Below are 16,748 nucleotides of genomic sequence, written 5' to 3'. Positions count from 1 at the left end.
ATCCATTCACACGCGGAACTGGTCCATCAGCGCCTGTTGCTGGTTGGCCAGGCTGTTCAGCGACTGGCTTACGCGCGCCGACTCGTTGGCCTGCCCCGACAGCGATTCGGTGACATCACGGATGGTTGCCACGTTGCTGTTGATTTCCTCGGCCACTGCGCTCTGCTCCTCGGCGGCCGAGGCGATCTGCAGGTTCATGTCGGTGATCACCGTCACTGCCTGGCCGATGCGCTGCAGCGCGGTGACGGCCTGGCCAACCTGCTGCACACCGCCCTGGGCCTGGCGGTGGCTGTTGTCCATGGCCCCGACCACTTCGCGGGTGCCGTTCTGCAAAGCCTCGATCACCTGGCGAGTTTCCTCCACCGATTCCTGGGTACGCTGGGCCAGGTTGCGCACCTCGTCCGCGACCACGGCAAAGCCACGGCCGGCTTCACCGGCACGGGCCGCCTCGATGGCGGCATTGAGCGCCAGCAGGTTGGTCTGCTCGGCGATCGAGCGGATCACTTCCAGCACCGAACCGATCTTCTCGCTGTTCTGCGCCAGGCCCTCCACCTCGGCCATGGCGTTGCTCATGTCGGCGGCCAGGGCATCGATGCTGTGGGTGGTGCGGTCGATCACCGCCAGGCCTTCGCGGGTGGCCTGGTCGGCGTCGCGGGCGGCCTGCGCGGCCTGGGCGGCGCTGCGGGCGACGTCCTGGGCAGTGGCACTCATCTCGTGCGAGGCAGTGGCCACCTGGTCGACCTGGCGGTACTGCTGCTCCATGCCGGCGCTGGTCTGGGTGGCAATTGCCGAAGACTGGTCGGCGGTGCCACGGGCGGCCTGCACCGAGCGTTTGACCTCGGCGATGGTCGGCTGCAGCTTGTCGAGGAAGCGGTTGAACCACCCGGCCAGTTCGCCCAGTTCGTCCTGCTTCTGGTAGGTCAGGCGGCGGGTCAGGTCACCTTCGCCGCTGGCGATGTCCTTGAGCATGCTTGCCACGCCGAGGATCGGCCGGGTAACGCCGCGGGCCATCAGCCACACCATCAGCAGGCCGGCAATCGCCGCCGCCAGGCCCAGACCAAGCTCCAGCAGGGTGCCGCTGGTGTTCAGCGCGTCCAGTTCCTGTTTCAGCGCTTCGGCCGGCCCGGTCAGGGCGTTTTCCGGCACATCCAGCAGCACGCCCCAGGGCTGGGCATCCGGAATCGGCCGGAACGCGGCCAGTACTTTCAGGCGCTGCTGGTCGTGCACGATGGTCATCTTGCCGTCAGCCAGCTTGCGCACCAGTTCGGCACCTTTGGCGGTATCGACCTGGTCGAAGCGCTGGGCCAGCTTGCTGGCGTCGGCGCTGTAGCCGGCCAGCAGGCCGACCGGGCTGAGGATGCCGACCGTGGTGCGGCCTTCGTACAGGCTGCGGCTGGCCTCCTGGCTCAGGGCCTGCAGGCTGTTGAGGTTGATGTCGATGGACAGGGTGGCGATCACCTTGCCGTCGACTGCCAGCGGGAAGACGATGCTGGTCATCAGCACCTGCTGGCCATCGATGTCGTAGAAGTAGGGCTCCACCACGCACACCTTGCCGGATGTGCGCGGGCACACCCACCAGGTATTGGCTGGCTGGCCGCTGGGGCCGATCTCGGTGTTGGCCATGTCATGCTCGGGAAGGGCCATGGCCGTCAGCTGACCGACACGCGGCTGCGACCAGTACAGGGCGAAGCGCCCGGTTTCGTTGCTGCCCAGTTCCGCCTTGCCGGCGAACAGGCTGTCCTTGTTGTCCAGGGCGTTGGGCTCGAACACCAGCGACAGGCCGAGCAGCTCAGGGTTGGCCTGCAGGGCGGCGCGCACCTGGCGGGTCATGTCCTCGCGCAGGTCGAAGGCATCGAGAAAGCGCTTTTCCGCCTGCTCGCGCAGGAACAGCACCTGGCGGGCGAAACCGGCGCCGTACTGGTAGGCGTCCATGAACTGGCGGCGGATGTTCAGCGCCTGCACCTCGCCCTGCGACTCGATGCGCGACTGCGCCGACTCGGTCAGCATCTGCATGCTGCTGGCCTTGACCAGGTCCGAGCTGTGGTCCATGCGGTACAGCGACAGGCCGACGAGCAGGGTGACGATGCCGGCCAGGCAGAGACCGGCGAGCAGGGTGATCTTCCACTGGATGGAAAGTTGTCGCAAAGGCATGGGGGTGGGTCCCTTGTAATAAGAGTGTGGCTGACGAATGTGTCGGCTGGCGCGGGCTTTTCTTTATTCAAACGTTCAATTTAATCCGCAGGCCGCGCGAGGCGTTGGTAATCCGCCGCAACATGGCGCTTTTGACATCTGCTGCCCACTGCTTCAGAGTGCGCGCTTTTTTTCTGTCGCAATGAGGTAAGCCAACCATGAATGCAGTGATCGCCGCGGTCGGCATCATGCTGATACTCAGCCTGTCCCGCGTGCACGTGGTCATCGCCCTGATCATCGGGGCCCTGGCCGGTGGGCTGGTGGGCGGTCTGGGTATCGAGGGTACGCTCAAGGCCTTCAATGGCGGCCTCGGCGGCGGGGCCACGGTGGCCCTGTCCTATGCACTGCTGGGCGCCTTTGCCGTGGCCATCGCCAAGTCCGGCCTGGCCCATGCCCTGGCCGACCGCGCCCTGGCCATGATCGACCGCCAGGGCCATGCCAATGGCGGCAAGGTCAAATGGTTGCTGGTCGGCCTGATGCTGGTGGTGGCCGTGTCGTCGCAGAACATCCTGCCTATCCACATCGCCTTCATCCCCTTGCTGGTGCCGCCGCTGCTGTACGTGCTGACCCGCCTGCGCATCGACCGCCGGCTCATCGCCTGCGTGATCACCTTCGGCCTGATCACCCCGTACATGTTCCTGCCAGTGGGCTTTGGCAACATCTTCCTCAACGAAATCCTGCTGGCCAACGTTGCCCGCGCGGGTGTCGACGTGAGTGGCGTGAATGTCACCCACGCCATGGCCATTCCGGCAGCCGGCATGCTGGCAGGCCTGTTGCTGGCGGTATTCATCAGTTACCGCAAGAAGCGTGACTACGACCTGGCGCGCATCGAGCAGGTAGAGCAGGTGAGCGTGCAGTACAACCCGCTGACCCTGCTGGTGGCCGGGCTGGCGATTGCCTCGGCGTTCATCGTCCAGTTGTGGCTGGACTCGATGATCATCGGCGCCATGGTCGGCTTCCTGATCTTCTCGCTGTCGGGCATCGTGCGCTGGAAGGACACCGACGACCTGTTCACCGAAGGCATGAAGATGATGGCCATGATCGGCTTCATCATGATTGCCGCCTCGGGCTTTGCCGACGTGATGAAGGCCACCGGTGAGGTGAAGAGCCTGGTGGAAACCTCGGCGCAGTGGATCGACCACAGCAAGGGCATCGGTGCCTTGCTGATGCTGCTGGTGGGCCTGCTGGTGACCATGGGCATCGGCTCGTCGTTCTCCACCGTGCCGATCCTGGCCGCGATCTTCGTGCCGCTGTGCGTGCAGTTGGGCTTCGACCCGCTGGCCACCGTGTGCATCGTTGGTACCGCCGGTGCCTTGGGCGACGCCGGCTCGCCTGCCTCGGACTCGACCCTGGGCCCGACCTCGGGCTTGAACGTGGATGGCCAGCACCACCATATCTGGGACACCGTGGTGCCCACCTTCATCCACTACAACCTGCCACTGCTGGCGTTCGGCTGGTTGGCGGCGATGACACTGTAAGACGGGGAGGGCGTCAGCCCTTGTCGGGCGGCGGCGAGATGCGGTTGAGCACGGTGCTGCCGTCCTTGCTGCGGGTCAGGTAGACCGGCAGCACCTTGGGCAGGTTGTTGACCAGGCGCCCCACCTCACGGGTGTTGTAGATGCCACTGATGCGGATGCGGCCGGTGCTGGCGTCGGCCAGCAACAGCGGTGCGTCGAGGTAGCGGTTGATAATCGGCAGGGCCTGTTCCAGGCTCAGGTTGTCGAGCACCAGCTTGCCGTCGCGCCAGGCCAGGCTGTTGCCGTAGTCGTCGCTCTGCTCCAGTTGCGGCTCGAAGTCGCCCTTGTGATAGCTGGCCTGCATCCCCGGGCCCAGGCGGTAGCCACCGGCGCTGCCGTCGCTGGATACCAGTACCGAACCCTCCACCAGGGTGACCTTGACCTGCTCCTGGTACTTCCACACGTTGAACTGGGTGCCGGTGACGCGGGTCTGGCCGCGACCGGCATGCACGATGAACGGGTGGCTGCTGTCGTGCTGCACCTTGAAGAACGCCTCGCCACGCTTGAGCGTGACCTGGCGTTGGTCCTTGTAGTTGAGGTAGGTGAGCTCGGTGTTGAGGTTGAGCTGCACCGTGCTGCCGTCGCTCAGCTGCACGGTCTGCATGTGCGCGCCGGCTTCGAAGTGCTGATAGTGGTTGGGCAGCCAGCCTTGCTCCCAGCCCACCCAGCCGGCCAGCGGCAGCACCGCCAGGGCGATCGCGGCAGCGGATGCCAGCGGCCGCCAGTTGCGCGGGCGCGCGGCCTGTTGCACGGGCGGGTTGAAGTCGATGACAGTGGCATTGCGCGGCAGCAGGTCGGCGGTTTGCCAGATTTCCAGCATCGCCTGGTATTCCTCGGCATGCCGCGGGTCGGCCGCCAGCCAGCGGGCGAACGCCTCGCGCTCGCCCGCCGTGCAATCTTCGGCGTGCAGGCGCATGCACCAGTGCGCGGCGGCGTCGGTGATGGCATCGTCTGGGCTGGGATTGAGGCGGTCGTGGTTCATTGCGGCTCCGGGTTTTGCGCATTCTACCCTTGCTGGAGGGCTCCCGAGAACCGAGGTAATGGCGAATGACTATCAGTTGTGCCGGTTTTCGTCGGATTGGTGATGGTTTTCCAGCGTTTGAGAACCCTTCGCGCAGGTAAAACAATGGCTGAAATCGTTGGGGCTGCCTTGCAGCCCATCGCGACACAAGGCCGCTCCTACATGGAATCGCGTTCCCCTGTAGGAGCGGCCTTGTGTCGCGATGGGGCGCAAAGCGCCCCCACGGCCTCTCAGAACTGCGCCGCCTCCAAACCATACAGGCTGCCACTACCCGCCCGGATACTGGCCTCCAGCCCCAACCCCCGCGGCAAGACCCGCTGGAAGAAGAACTCCGCACACGCAAGCTTGGCCCCATGAAACGCGGCATCCTCGTCACGCCTGACCAATGCCACCGCCGCCATCCGCGCCCACATGTAGGCATACGCAGTCAGCCCGAACAGCTGCAAATATTCCACCGCCACCGCGCTGACCAGGTTGGCATCCTCGCCGGCCCGCCCCCGCAGCCAGGCGCTGGTGGCCTCCAGCCGCGCCAGGCTCGCTTGCAGGGCTTCACGGTGCAGCGGCGCATCCACGCTGAAGGCCCGCACCTCGGCGGCAAAGCTGGCCAGCGCCTGGCCACCGTCGGCCAGCACCTTGCGCCCGAGCAGGTCGAGGGCCTGGATGCCGTTGGTGCCTTCATAGATCTGCGCGATGCGCACGTCGCGCACCCGCTGCTCCTGGCCCCATTCGCGGATATAGCCATGGCCGCCATACACCTGCTGGCCGAGCACGCAGCTTTCCAGGCCGTTGTCGGTGAAGAACGCCTTGGCCACCGGTGTCAGCAGCGCCACCAGGCGCTGCGCATGCTCGCGCTCGCCGGCGTCTTCGGCGTAGCGCGCCAGGTCCAGCTGCTGACCGACGTAGGCGGCAAACGCCCGCCCACCTTCGGTGAGGGTGCGCATGGTCAGCAGCATGCGCCGCACATCGCCGTGGTGGATGATCGGGTCGGCAGCCTTGTCCTGTGCCTGCGGGCCGCTGGCGGCGCGGCTTTGCAGGCGCTCGTTGGCGTAGCGGGCGGCGCTCTGGTAGGACGCCTCGGCACAGCCGATGCCCTGGATGCCGATGGACAGGCGCTCGTAGTTCATCATGGTGAACATCGCCGCCAGGCCCTTGTTCGGTTCGCCCACCAGGTAGCCGACGGCACCATCGAAGTTCATCACGCAGGTGGCCGAGGCCTTGATGCCCATCTTGTGTTCGACCGAGCCGCAATGGGCGGCGTTGCGCGCGCCCAGGCGGCCATCGGCCTCGACCAGGTACTTGGGCACCAGGAACAGCGAGATGCCCTTGGCGCCGGTGGGTGCATCCGGCAGCTTGGCCAGCACCAGGTGGACGATGTTCTCGGTCAGGTCCTGTTCGCCGCCGGTGATGAAGATCTTGCTGCCGCTGATGCGATAGCTGCCGTCGGCCTGGGGCTCGGCGCGGCTGCGGATCAGCCCCAGGTCGGTGCCGGCATGGGGTTCGGTGAGGCACATGGTGCCGGCCCAGCGGCCTTCGTACAGGGGCGGCAGGTAGGTGGCCTTGAGCGTTTCGCTGGCGTGGGCATCGATCGCCAGGCAACTGCCGGCGCTCAACGCCGAATACAGGCTGAAGCTGCAATCGGCGGCGTAGAGCATTTCTTCGAACAGCACACCGAGCATTTTCGGCATGCCCATGCCGCCATGTTCGGGGTTGCCGCCCAGGCCGACCCAACCGCCTTCGCGGTAGGTGTGCCAGGCCTCGCGGAAGCCGTCAGGGGTGGTGACTTCGCCTGCGGCAAAGCGCACGCCTTGCTCGTCACCGTTGCGGCTGAGCGGGGCAATCAGCTGGCCGGTGACTTTGGCTGCTTCCTCGAGGATGGCATCGGCGGTATCGGCGTCGATGCGCTCGGCCAGGGCAGGCAGGCGGGCCCACAGGGCCGGGGCGTTGAACACATCATGCAGGACGAAGCGCATGTCGCGCAGGGGGGCTGTGTAGGTGGTCATCGGTAGCTCTTGAAAAGTGGGAAATCTGGGCTGGCCTCTTCGCGGGTAAACCCGCTCCCACAGGGATCGCGCCAAACCTGAGCACATTGCTGTACCTGTGGGAGCGGGTTTACCCGCGAAGAGGCCACCACTGGATCAGAGGGCTTTGGCCCGGTCGCGCAGCACGTACTTCTGGATCTTGCCGGTGGAGGTCTTGGGCAGTTCGCCGAACACCACGGTCTTCGGCACCTTGAACCCGGCCAGGTGCTCGCGGCACCAGCTGGTGATGTCGGCTTCGCGGGTGTCTTCGCGGCCCGGCTTGAGGGTAACGAAGGCGCACGGGGTTTCCCCCCATTTTTCATCCGGGCGCGCTACCACCGCGGCTTCCAGCACCGCCGGATGCCTGTACAGGGCGTCCTCGACCTCGATGGTGGAGATGTTCTCGCCACCGGAAATGATGATGTCCTTGAGCCGGTCCTTGATCTCGACATAGCCGTCGGCGTGCCACACGGCCAGGTCACCGGTGTGGAACCAGCCGCCACGGAAGGCTTCGACGGTGGCCTCCGGGTTCTTCAGGTAGCCCTTCATCACCGTGTTGCCGCGCATGAAGATCTCGCCCAGGGTGTCGCCGTCGCGCGGCACCGGCTCGAGGGTTTGCGGGTCGGCGACCATCAGGCCGTCGAGGGTCGGGTAGCGCACGCCCTGGCGGGACTTGATCCGTGCGCGCTCTTCCAGCGACAGTTCATCCCATTCGTCATGCCAGGCACACACGGTCACCGGGCCGTAGACTTCGGTCAGGCCGTAGGTGTGGGTGACCTGTATGCCCATCTCTTCCACGGCGCCGATGACCTTGGCAGGTGGCGCGGCGCCGGCGACCATGGCCTGCACCGGGTGCTCGATGGCCGCCTTGGCCGCCTCGGGCATGTTGACCAGGGCGTTGAGCACGATCGGCGCGCCGCACAGGTGGCTGACCCGGTGCTCGCGGATCAGGGTCAGGATCTTCTGCGGGTCGACCCGGCGCAGGAACACATGGGTGCCGGCCAGCGCGGTGATGGTCCATGGGTAGCACCAGCCGTTGCAGTGGAACATCGGCAGGGTCCACAGGTACACCGGGCGATGGCCCATGCCCCAGACCATCTGGTTGCCCAGGGCGTTCAGGTAAGCGCCACGGTGGTGGTAGACCACGCCCTTGGGGTTGCCGGTGGTGCCGGAGGTGTAGTTGAGCGAGATCGCCTGCCACTCGTCATCGGGCCATTCCCAGGCAAAGTCCGGGTCGCCTTCGGCGAGGAACGCCTCATAATCCAGTTCGCTGACCGCACGGCCTTCGCCGTACTCCGGGTCATCCACATCTACCACCAATGGCGGGTGCTCGAGCAAGGCCAGGGCCGCCTCGATGACGCTGTGGAACTCGCGGTCGGTGATCAGCACCTTGGCCTCGCCATGCTGCAGCATGAAGGCGATGGCCTCGGCGTCCAGGCGTACGTTCAGGGTATTGAGCACGGCGCCGGTCATGGGCACGCCAAAATGGGCTTCGAGCATGGCCGGAATATTGGGCAACATCACCGCCACGGTGTCGCCACGGCCGATACCCCGGCCCATCAGGGCGCTGGCCAGGCGTCGGCAGCGTTGGTAGGTCTGCTGCCAGTTGCGGCGGATGGCACCGTGGATCACCGCCGGGTAGTTGCCGTATACGGCAGCGGTGCGTTCGATGAAACTCAGCGGGGTGAGGGCGACATGGTTGACGGCAGCGGGCATCAGGCCCTGGGCATAGATCGACATGCGGTAATCCTGTAGGGGAGGCAGGCACAACCTGTGCGCTTGACCCCCGGTGGCTGATTGTTAGCTCTGTTCAGGGTGCAGGGAGGCGGACGGTGGGCCGCTCGCCCTTGTCGCAGTTTTACGCGAGTCGCTATGGTATTAGGAATATCGACTATAGCAATATAGTAAAACTACTATAACAACGAGCCGCCTACCGTGGACAACACTGCCTATCCCTTGCTCGCCAAGGACCCGCAACCCAGCCTGATGCTGGCCGGCGACGCCAGGCCGCTGGCACTCAACCCGGCGCTGCAGGCCTGGGTCGATGAGGGCCCGGCACTGGCCAGCTGGCTGCCGGGCAACTGCGCCGCCCTGGTGCGCGCCTGCCTGCGCCAGCGCCGGGCGATCGCCGATGTCGAGGTGCAGGTCGGCGAACGCATCGTGCTGTGGAGCTTCATCCCTGACGACCAGGGCCAGCAGGTGCTGGCGCGTTGCCGCGACGCCAGCGACGAGCGCCATGGCGCACGCGAGGCCAGCCGCGCCCGGCGCCTGTACCGGCTGATCATCGAGAACACCACCGACCTGATCTCCCGGCACAGCCCCGATGGCCGCTTCCTCGATGCCTCGCCGGCGGCATTCCGCCTGCTTGGCCTGTGGCCCGAGCAGCTGCGCGGCATGGCCGTGCATACCCTGCTGCACCCGCGCGAGCGCCGCCAGGTGCTGCGCCAGGCCGCCGCCGCCCTGGATCAGGACGGCTACCACACCATGACCTGCCGGGTGCGCCAGGCTGCAGGCGGCTACCGCTGGTTCGAGATCGCCAGCCGGGCCATCCGCGAAACCTACACCGGCGCGGTGGTGGAGGTGGTCAGCGTGTCCCGCGACATCACCCTGCGCATCGAAGCCCAGGAAAGCCTGGCGCACAGTGCCCGCTTGGCCACCTTGGGCGAGCTGGCTTCGGGCATTGCCCACGAGATCAACCAGCCGTTGGCCGCAGTGGTCAACTATGCCAACGCCAGCCAGCGCTACCTGCAGGGCCTGGAGCGCGACCCGCAGGCCCGCGAGCGGGTGGGGCAGGGCCTGCAGCGCATCAGCGAACAGGCCACCCATGCCGCCGAAGTGATCCGCCGCCTGCGCGCCTTCCTGCGCAAAGGGCCACGCCGCCTGCAGGCGCTGGACGTGGCCGAGGTGGCCGGCGAAGCCATGCGTCTGTGCGCCTGGGAGGCCGCGCGTGACCAGGTGGTGGTCGAGCTGCGCATGAGTGCGCAGTTGCCCTTGGTGTATGCCGACCGGGTACTGCTGGAGCAGGTGCTGTTGAACCTGCTGCGCAACGCCATCGATGCCAACCGCGAGCAGCATGGCGAGCGGCCGTCACGTATCCTGCTGGGCGCCGCGCGCGATGGCGATGGCGTGCTGGTCGAGGTGGCCGACCAGGGCCCGGGTGTGGCGCCCGAGCGCCTGGATGAAATCTTCACGCCGTTCACCACCAGCAAGGCCGATGGCCTGGGCCTTGGCCTGAGCATGAGCCGCAGCCTGATCGAGGGCTTTGGCGGCAGCCTGTGGGCGCGAGCCGGTGACAATGGCGGTCTGGTACTGTGCTGCCGCCTGGCGGTCAGCAGGGGATAAGGGGAGATGGCGGTGCAGGCGAAAGTGTATGTGGTCGATGACGACCAGGGTATGCGCGACTCGACGGTGTGGCTGCTGCAGTCGGTGGGCTTGCAGGCCTTGCCGTTCGCCGGCGGGCAGGCGTTTCTCGACGCCTGCGTCGACGATGGGCCGGCCTGTGTGCTGCTGGATGTGCGCATGCCTGGGCTGGGCGGGTTGGCGGTGCAGCAGGCGATGCGCGAGCGTGGCCTGGGGTTGCCGGTGATCTTCGTCAGCGGCCATGCCGATGTGCCGATCGTGGTGCGGGCATTCAAGGCCGGCGCCTGCGACTTCATCGAAAAGCCCTACAACGACCAGTTGCTGCTCGACAGCGTACAGGCTGCGCTGGAGAGCGCCGGGCGGGCACGCCAGGACGACCAGGCGCTGGCCCGGGTGCAGGCGCGCATCGACGGCCTGACCCCGCGCGAGCGCGACGTGTTCGTGCCGTTGGCCCAAGGGTTGAGCAACCGCGAGATTGCCGAGCGGCTGGGGGTGAGCGTGAAGACGGTGGACCTGTACCGGGGGCGGGTGATGAAGCGGTTGCAGGCCGATAGCCTGGCGGAGTTGGTGGGCATGGCCATAGCCTGCGGGGCGGTGGAGGCACTGGGCCTGCGAACACCGTAGCAGGCCTTGACGCATGGCCCTGTAGGAGCGGCCTTGTGTCGCGATGGGGCGCGAAGCGGCCCCAGGTTTTGTGCCCCAGCAGAAATTGCCGGGGCCGCTTTGCGGCCCATCGCGACACAAGGCCGCTCCTACAGGGGCAGCGCAAGGGGCAGAAATCATGAAATTTTCCATAGCAACCTAATCAAAGCTTTAATATTCACTGCCTAGGCAGTAATATTTTTACACAATTACCCGAGCAGCCTCCGATGGCCCATTTCTCCCCCGAAAACTTCCAGACCTGCGCCATCGGCATGCTGCTTGGCCGCGCGGCGATCCTCAAGGACCGCATTCTCGACTGGCACCTCGAATCCGAAGGCGTCACCGCCGCGCAGTTCAAGGTGCTGATCATCGTCACCCAGTACCAGGTGGACACCCCGGCCGAGCTGTGCCGCTACCTGGGCCTGGACAGCGGGTCGATGACCCGCATGCTCGACCGCCTCGAGCAGAAGGAGCTGATCGTGCGCAACCGCTGCGCCGACGACCGTCGCCAGGTGCGCCTGGCCCTTACCGCCGATGGCCAGCGCCTGGCTGACCGCCTGCCGGAAATCGGCGCGGCGGCCATGAACGAGTTGTGCGGCGCACTGGCAGCCGAAGAGCTCGAGACCCTGGAAGGCCTGCTGGCCAAGGTCCTGCTCGCTGCCGGCGACCCGTTGACGATCCGCCGCTTCGGCGATCGTTGAACCCTGTCACGAATTTTCCAAGGTATTGTCATGGCCACTCCCGCAGACACCCCGACTCCCTCCGCCGCGCCCGAACCGTCGCGCAAGCGCAAGGCCTGGCTGCTTGGCCTGGTGTTGCTGCTGATCCTTGCCGGCGTCGGTGCCTGGGCCTGGTACAGCCTGGTCGGGCGCTGGCACGAAAGCACCGACGATGCCTACGTCAACGGCAACGTGGTAGAGATCACCCCGCTGGTCACCGGCACCGTCACCAGCATCGGTGCCGATGACGGCGACCTGGTCCACGCCGGCCAGGTATTGCTGCAATTCGACCCGGCCGACAGCCAGGTGGCCTTGCAGTCCGCCGAAGCCAAACTGGCGCGCAGCGTGCGCCAGGTGCGCGGGTTGTACAGCAACGTCGACGCGCTCAAGGCGCAGCTGGAAACCCGCCAGGCCGAGCTGCGCAAGGCCCGGCAGGACTTCAACCGGCGCAAGGTGCTGGCCGACAGCGGTGCGATTGCCGCAGAAGAATTGTCCCATGCCCGCGATGACCTGAGCGTGGCCGAGGCCGCCGTCAACAGTGCGCGCCAGCAGCTCAGCACCAGCAGCGCGCTGGTCGACGATACCGTAGTGTCCTCGCACCCCGAGGTGATGGCCGCCGCCGCCGACCTGCGCCAGGCCTACCTCGACCATGCCCGCACCACCCTGGTGGCACCGGTCACCGGCTACGTCGCCAAGCGTACCGTGCAGCTTGGCCAGCGCCTGCAACCGGGCACCGCGACCATGGCGGTGATCCCGCTGGACCAGGTGTGGATCGACGCCAACTTCAAGGAAACCCAGCTGCGCGACATGCGTATCGGCCAGCCGGTGCAGATCAGCGCCGACCTGTACGGCAGCGAGGTCAGGTACAGCGGCACGGTCGACAGCCTTGGCGCCGGCACCGGCAGCGCCTTCGCCCTGTTGCCGGCGCAGAATGCCACCGGTAACTGGATCAAGATCGTCCAGCGCGTGCCGGTGCGCATCCACCTCAGCCCCGACCAGCTCAAGGACCACCCGCTGCGTATCGGCCTGTCCACCGTGGTCGAGGTCGACCTGCACGACCAGAGCGGCCCGGCCCTGGCCCAGCAGCCACCGCAGCAGGCCAGCTACACCACCCAGGTGTATGACCGCCAGCTGGTCGAAGCCGACAACCTGATCGCCCGGCTGATCCACGAAAACAGCGCAACCGGCAAGACGGCCCAGCGATGAGCAACAACGCTGCTGCCCAGTTCACGCCACCGAGCCTGCTGCTGACCACCATCGGCCTGTCACTGGCGACGTTCATGCAGGTGCTCGACACCACCATCGCCAACGTGGCCTTGCCGACCATTTCCGGCAACCTGGGGGTGAGCTACGAGCAGGGCACCTGGGTCATCACTTCGTTCGCGGTGAGCAACGCCATCGCCTTGCCGCTGACCGGCTGGCTCAGCCGGCGGTTCGGCGAGGTGAAGCTGTTCATCTGGGCCACGCTGCTGTTCGTGCTGGCCTCGTTCCTGTGCGGTATTGCCCAGTCGATGCCGGAACTGGTCGGTTTTCGCGTGTTGCAGGGCGTGGTGGCCGGGCCGTTGTACCCGATGACCCAGACCTTGCTGATCGCCGTCTATCCGCCGGCCAAGCGCGGCATGGCCCTGGCGCTGCTGGCGATGGTAACGGTGGTGGCGCCGATTGCCGGGCCGATTCTCGGGGGCTGGATCACCGACAGCTACAGCTGGCCGTGGATCTTCTTCATCAACGTGCCCATCGGCCTGTTCGCCGCCGCCGTGGTGCGCCAGCAGATGCGCACCCGGCCGGTGGTCACCAGCCGCCAGCCGATGGACTACATCGGCCTGCTGACGCTGGTCATCGGCGTTGGCGCCTTGCAGGTGGTGCTGGACAAAGGCAATGACCTGGACTGGTTCGAGTCGTCGTTCATCATTGTCGGCAGCCTGATCTCGCTGGTGTTCCTGGCGGTGTTCGTGATCTGGGAACTGACCGACCGTCACCCGGTGGTCAACCTGCGCCTGTTCGCGCACCGCAACTTCCGCGTCGGCACCATCGTGCTGGTAGGGGGCTATGCCGGGTTCTTCGGCATCAACCTGATCCTGCCGCAGTGGCTGCAGACGCAGATGGGCTATACCGCTACCTGGGCCGGCCTGGCGGTGGCGCCGATCGGCCTGTTGCCGGTGCTCATGTCGCCGTTCGTGGGCAAGTACGCGCACCGCTTCGACCTGCGTGTGCTGGCCGGGCTGGCGTTCCTGGCGATCGGCAGCAGCTGCTACATGCGTGCCGGGTTCACCAGCGAGGTGGACTTCCAGCATGTGGCGCTGGTGCAGCTGTTCATGGGCATTGGCGTGGCGCTGTTCTTCATGCCGACCTTGAGCATCCTGCTGTCCGACCTGCCACCGCAGCAGATAGCCGATGGCTCGGGCCTGGCGACTTTCCTGCGTACCTTGGGCGGCAGTTTCGCGGCGTCGCTGACCACCTGGATCTGGATTCGCCGGGCGGACCAGCACCATGCCTACCTGAGCGAGCACATCAGCCAGTTCGACCCGGCCACGCGGCATACCCTGGAGCAGCTGGGCGGGGCCAGCCCGCAGAGCTATGCGCAGCTGGAGCAGATACTCAACGGGCAGGCGTACATGATGTCGACGGTGGACTACTTCACCCTGATGACCTGGGTGTTTGCCGGGTTGATCCTGCTGGTGTGGTTCGCCAAACCGCCCTTTACCGCCAAGGCGGGGCCGGCGTCGGCAGGGCATTGAGCCGGGCCAGAACAAGGCCCAGGCTCTTGCCCTTGCCAAATGCCATGTCAGGCACTCGCTGCTGCGTACCAGGGCCGCTGCATGCGCAGCACCAACCGGTCGATTTGCGGCACCAGCAGGTTGCCGGCCAGCACGGCGAAGCAGAGGCCATCGGCGTAAAGCCCGAACTCGCGGATCAGCTCGGTCAGCGTGCCGACGGTCACGCCGAAGAGGATGCGACCGGCCCGGGTATCGGGGCTGGTGACCGGATCGGTGGCGATGAAGAAGGCGGTGAAGAGGTAGCCGCCGAGGCTGAGGTTGTACACGGCTTCCTGCAGGCTGTGGCCGGCGGCCATGCACAGCAATACCGTGCTCGCGAGCATCGCCAGCGGAATCTCGATGCGGATCACCCGCAGCAAAGCCAGCAGCAAACCGCCGGCAATGTAGCCGTACCCCGACAGGTTGTGGGTGACATGGGTGAACTCGTTCTGCGCCAGTTGAGTGGCGCCGGCGAACGCATCGAGATCCAGTCGTGGCGCCAACTGTAGCTGTTGCAGCAGAACCGCCTTGGCGTCGAGGGCTGCGGTCCAGGGGGCATGGTTCGATGGCGCGGGGTACAACTGCTGGTAGAAGCAGATGGCAACCACCCCCAGGCCAACCATCGCAGGGTTGAGGCGGTTGCGTCCAAGGCCTCCACTGGCGTGCTTGCACAGTGCCAGAGCGGCAAAGCTGGCCAGGGCGATCATCCACAACGGCACCATCAGCGGCAATGCCCGAGCCAGTATCAGGCCCAGCACCAGCCAGCTGAGGTCGCTCAAACCCTTGCGTACGTCATGCCCGCGCAGGCGCAGCAGGGCGGCTTCGAAGCCCAGGGCGAACAGCACGCACCAGAAGGCCTGCAACCAGACCACGACACCGAATTGCCAGGCATAGAGGACGGTGCCCGGCAGCAGGCACAGGACGACCAGCAGCATCACCGTGCGCAGTCGTTGCGGGATGGGGTGGCGTATCAGGCTCATGCGCGTACCTCCGTCTTGCTCTGGCGGAAGCGTTCGCGCAGCGGGATATTGCTCGGGCAGATGCTGCTGCAGCTGCCGCATTCGATGCAGGCGTCCAGGCGCAGCTCTTGCAGGCTGGCCTTGTCCAGGCGTTCGGCGGCAGCGTAGAGGTCCAGCGGCCGCAGCGACATCGGGCAGACATCCACGCAGCGCGTGCAGCGAATGCAACTGCTGGCGGGGCGAGCAGCCGGCAGGTAGCGCTCGGCGCCGAATATCAGGCAGCTGCTGGTCTTGCTGACGAAGGCGTTGGCGTCCGGTAGCGGCTGCCCCATCATCGGGCCGCCGACCTGGGTCAGCTGCCCAGTGGAGGACGCGCCAGCAATCGCGCGCAGTTCGCTGACCGGGTAGCCCACCGGCACCCGCACATTGCCCGGGCGCTCGCAGTCACCGGTCAGGGTCAGCACGCGGCTGGTCAGTGGTTCGCCCTGAAAGACGGCCCGGCCCAGTGCGTAGAGGGTTGCGACATTCAGCGCCAGCACGCCGATATCGGCGGGGCGGCTCCCCGGGGCCAGGTTGCGGCCACTGAGGCTCTTGATCATCAACGGCTGCCCACCTGCCGGGTAACGCTCCGGAAGTGGACAAATCTCGACCCGGGTGCGCGCCTGGCGAGCGGCGGCACGTAACGTGGCCATCGCCTCCGGCTTGTTGGTTTCGATGCCGAAACGGGTAGTCGTTATTCCCAGCAGCGCGGCGACATAGTCGGCGGCCTCGATCAACGCTTCGGCATTCTCACGCATGAGGCGGTCATCGCAGGTAAGGAAGGGCTCGCATTCGGCGCCGTTGATCAGCAGCAGATCGGGCTGCTGTGCGCCGGCCAGCTTGAGGGCAGTCGGGAAACCCGCACCACCAAGGCCGACTATGCCCATCTGCAATGCGCGCTCGACCAGCGCCTCTGGCGTTTGCGGCAGGCCCGGCGCCGGGCGTTCGAGCCACTCATCCAGGCCATCTGCGTTCAGGATGACGGCCATGACCGGCTCGGCCGAGTCGGCCGCGAAGACGTGATCGATCCGTTCCACGATGCCGGAGGTACTGGCATGCACCCAGGCGGTGGTGTTGTCGCCAATACCGATCACTTCGCCCTTGCGCACATGCTGCCCCGGCTGCACGCAAGGCTGGACAAACCGCCGACCCCGCCCGAGGGGGATCGCCAGCTGGATTTTTCCGATTGCGACGGGGGCAACCGGGGTGGCGTTGGATAGTTCCTTGTATCCCCTGAGCTCGATCCCTCCATGCCAACTACGCTGAGAGGATGAGGCGATGGCCAGCAGACGGCGCCAGAAAGTTTTCTGTTGCGGCTGACGCTGGGCGCGGATGCGGCTCTGCAGGCGTTCGACGCTCTGCAACGAATGGCTAGACATTTACTGTCCTCCAATTTTTGGGCAAAGAACGCCCCTATGCGCTTATGCACATGATGGTTTTGTAACTTCCGGGACGTTAAGCGGAAAGGGAGGGGGGATGATTGATCACCCGCGCAGATCAGAGTGCTCAATGAGGATTTTGTTCGGT

The 16,748-nt window shown here is 66.1% G+C and carries 11 protein-coding genes and 2 pseudogenes; 6 read left to right on the top strand and 7 right to left on the bottom strand.

Annotated elements, in window-relative coordinates; translation table 11 throughout:
- Window positions 1-6 precede the first annotated feature (6 nt).
- Window positions 7-519: pseudogene (locus tag ABNP31_RS26235) on the bottom strand (methyl-accepting chemotaxis protein); the annotation flags it as partial.
- 393 nt (window positions 520-912) lie between these two features.
- Window positions 913-1,830 (bottom strand): annotated as a pseudogene (locus tag ABNP31_RS26230) (PDC sensor domain-containing protein); the annotation flags it as partial.
- 518 nt (window positions 1,831-2,348) lie between these two features.
- Between ABNP31_RS26230 and ABNP31_RS14860 the strand changes: the two are divergent.
- Window positions 2,349-3,668 carry a Na+/H+ antiporter family protein gene (locus ABNP31_RS14860; RefSeq protein ID WP_085616997.1) on the top strand — a complete coding sequence of 440 codons (1,320 nt, stop codon included), beginning with the start codon at window positions 2,349-2,351 and terminating at the stop codon, window positions 3,666-3,668.
- 13 nt (window positions 3,669-3,681) lie between these two features.
- Here ABNP31_RS14860 and ABNP31_RS14855 read toward each other — a convergent pair whose 3' ends face one another.
- From ABNP31_RS14855 to ABNP31_RS14845, 3 genes are all read right to left on the bottom strand, one after another.
- The gene (locus tag ABNP31_RS14855) at window positions 3,682-4,689 is read right to left on the bottom strand and encodes a FecR family protein (RefSeq protein WP_075045017.1); all 1,008 of its coding nucleotides are present in this window, start codon (window positions 4,687-4,689) and stop codon (window positions 3,682-3,684) included.
- Window positions 4,690-4,958: 269 nt separating this feature from the next.
- Window positions 4,959-6,728: an acyl-CoA dehydrogenase C-terminal domain-containing protein gene (locus tag ABNP31_RS14850; protein ID WP_238066447.1), complete on the bottom strand. Its 1,770-nt coding sequence runs from the start codon at window positions 6,726-6,728 to the stop codon at window positions 4,959-4,961.
- Window positions 6,729-6,863: 135 nt separating this feature from the next.
- Window positions 6,864-8,486: an acyl-CoA synthetase gene (locus tag ABNP31_RS14845; protein ID WP_238066446.1), complete on the bottom strand. Its 1,623-nt coding sequence runs from the start codon at window positions 8,484-8,486 to the stop codon at window positions 6,864-6,866.
- 195 nt (window positions 8,487-8,681) lie between these two features.
- Here ABNP31_RS14845 and ABNP31_RS14840 point away from each other — a divergent pair, with 195 nt between their 5' ends.
- The 5 genes from ABNP31_RS14840 to ABNP31_RS14820 all read left to right on the top strand — a co-directional run bounded on the left by ABNP31_RS14840 (window position 8,682) and on the right by ABNP31_RS14820 (window position 14,205).
- Window positions 8,682-10,088 (top strand): sensor histidine kinase, encoded by a 1,407-nt coding sequence (locus ABNP31_RS14840; protein ID WP_085616989.1) that lies wholly within the window; start codon window positions 8,682-8,684, stop codon window positions 10,086-10,088.
- Between the two features lie 6 nt (window positions 10,089-10,094).
- Window positions 10,095-10,730 carry a response regulator transcription factor gene (locus ABNP31_RS14835; RefSeq protein WP_061305020.1) on the top strand — a complete coding sequence of 212 codons (636 nt, stop codon included), beginning with the start codon at window positions 10,095-10,097 and terminating at the stop codon, window positions 10,728-10,730.
- A gap of 245 nt (window positions 10,731-10,975) precedes the next feature.
- The gene (locus ABNP31_RS14830; protein WP_025338875.1) at window positions 10,976-11,449 is read left to right on the top strand and encodes a MarR family winged helix-turn-helix transcriptional regulator; all 474 of its coding nucleotides are present in this window, start codon (window positions 10,976-10,978) and stop codon (window positions 11,447-11,449) included.
- A gap of 30 nt (window positions 11,450-11,479) precedes the next feature.
- The gene (locus ABNP31_RS14825) at window positions 11,480-12,673 is read left to right on the top strand and encodes an HlyD family efflux transporter periplasmic adaptor subunit (protein WP_025338876.1); all 1,194 of its coding nucleotides are present in this window, start codon (window positions 11,480-11,482) and stop codon (window positions 12,671-12,673) included.
- Window positions 12,670-14,205 carry a DHA2 family efflux MFS transporter permease subunit gene (locus tag ABNP31_RS14820; protein ID WP_025338877.1) on the top strand — a complete coding sequence of 512 codons (1,536 nt, stop codon included), beginning with the start codon at window positions 12,670-12,672 and terminating at the stop codon, window positions 14,203-14,205. The genes ABNP31_RS14825 and ABNP31_RS14820 overlap by 4 nt, the downstream gene beginning before the upstream one ends.
- 47 nt (window positions 14,206-14,252) lie before the next feature.
- Here ABNP31_RS14820 and ABNP31_RS14815 read toward each other — a convergent pair whose 3' ends face one another.
- Entirely contained in the window at window positions 14,253-15,203 is a 951-nt protein-coding gene (locus ABNP31_RS14815) for an RnfABCDGE type electron transport complex subunit D (RefSeq protein WP_238066445.1), read from the bottom strand.
- A complete protein-coding gene (gene rsxC / locus ABNP31_RS14810; protein ID WP_085665623.1) occupies window positions 15,200-16,600 on the bottom strand; it encodes an electron transport complex subunit RsxC in 1,401 nt (466 codons plus the stop codon). The genes ABNP31_RS14815 and rsxC overlap by 4 nt, the downstream gene beginning before the upstream one ends.
- Between the last annotated feature and the right edge of the window lie 148 nt (window positions 16,601-16,748).

It is taken from the genome of Pseudomonas asiatica (genome assembly GCF_040214835.1).
Taxonomy (GTDB): Bacteria; Pseudomonadota; Gammaproteobacteria; order Pseudomonadales; family Pseudomonadaceae; genus Aquipseudomonas; species Aquipseudomonas putida_Z.
The sequence above is the reverse complement of the archived record's forward strand: the minus strand, read 5'-3'. Positions and strand labels throughout refer to the sequence as shown.

Bases quoted from the DNA above. Each gene is read 5' to 3' on its own strand.
- ABNP31_RS14845 (WP_238066446.1), bottom strand. From the start codon at position 8,486: ATGTCGATCTATGCCCAGGGCCTGATGCCCGCTGCCGTCAACCATGTC.
- ABNP31_RS14815 (WP_238066445.1), bottom strand. From the start codon at position 15,203: ATGAGCCTGATACGCCACCCCATCCCGCAACGACTGCGCACGGTGATG.
- ABNP31_RS14850 (WP_238066447.1), bottom strand. From the start codon at position 6,728: ATGACCACCTACACAGCCCCCCTGCGCGACATGCGCTTCGTCCTGCAT.
- ABNP31_RS14860 (WP_085616997.1), top strand. From the start codon at position 2,349: ATGAATGCAGTGATCGCCGCGGTCGGCATCATGCTGATACTCAGCCTG.
- ABNP31_RS14835 (WP_061305020.1), top strand. From the start codon at position 10,095: ATGGCGGTGCAGGCGAAAGTGTATGTGGTCGATGACGACCAGGGTATG.
- ABNP31_RS14825 (WP_025338876.1), top strand. From the start codon at position 11,480: ATGGCCACTCCCGCAGACACCCCGACTCCCTCCGCCGCGCCCGAACCG.
- ABNP31_RS14855 (WP_075045017.1), bottom strand. From the start codon at position 4,689: ATGAACCACGACCGCCTCAATCCCAGCCCAGACGATGCCATCACCGAC.
- ABNP31_RS14820 (WP_025338877.1), top strand. From the start codon at position 12,670: ATGAGCAACAACGCTGCTGCCCAGTTCACGCCACCGAGCCTGCTGCTG.
- ABNP31_RS14830 (WP_025338875.1), top strand. From the start codon at position 10,976: ATGGCCCATTTCTCCCCCGAAAACTTCCAGACCTGCGCCATCGGCATG.
- rsxC (WP_085665623.1), bottom strand. From the start codon at position 16,600: ATGTCTAGCCATTCGTTGCAGAGCGTCGAACGCCTGCAGAGCCGCATC.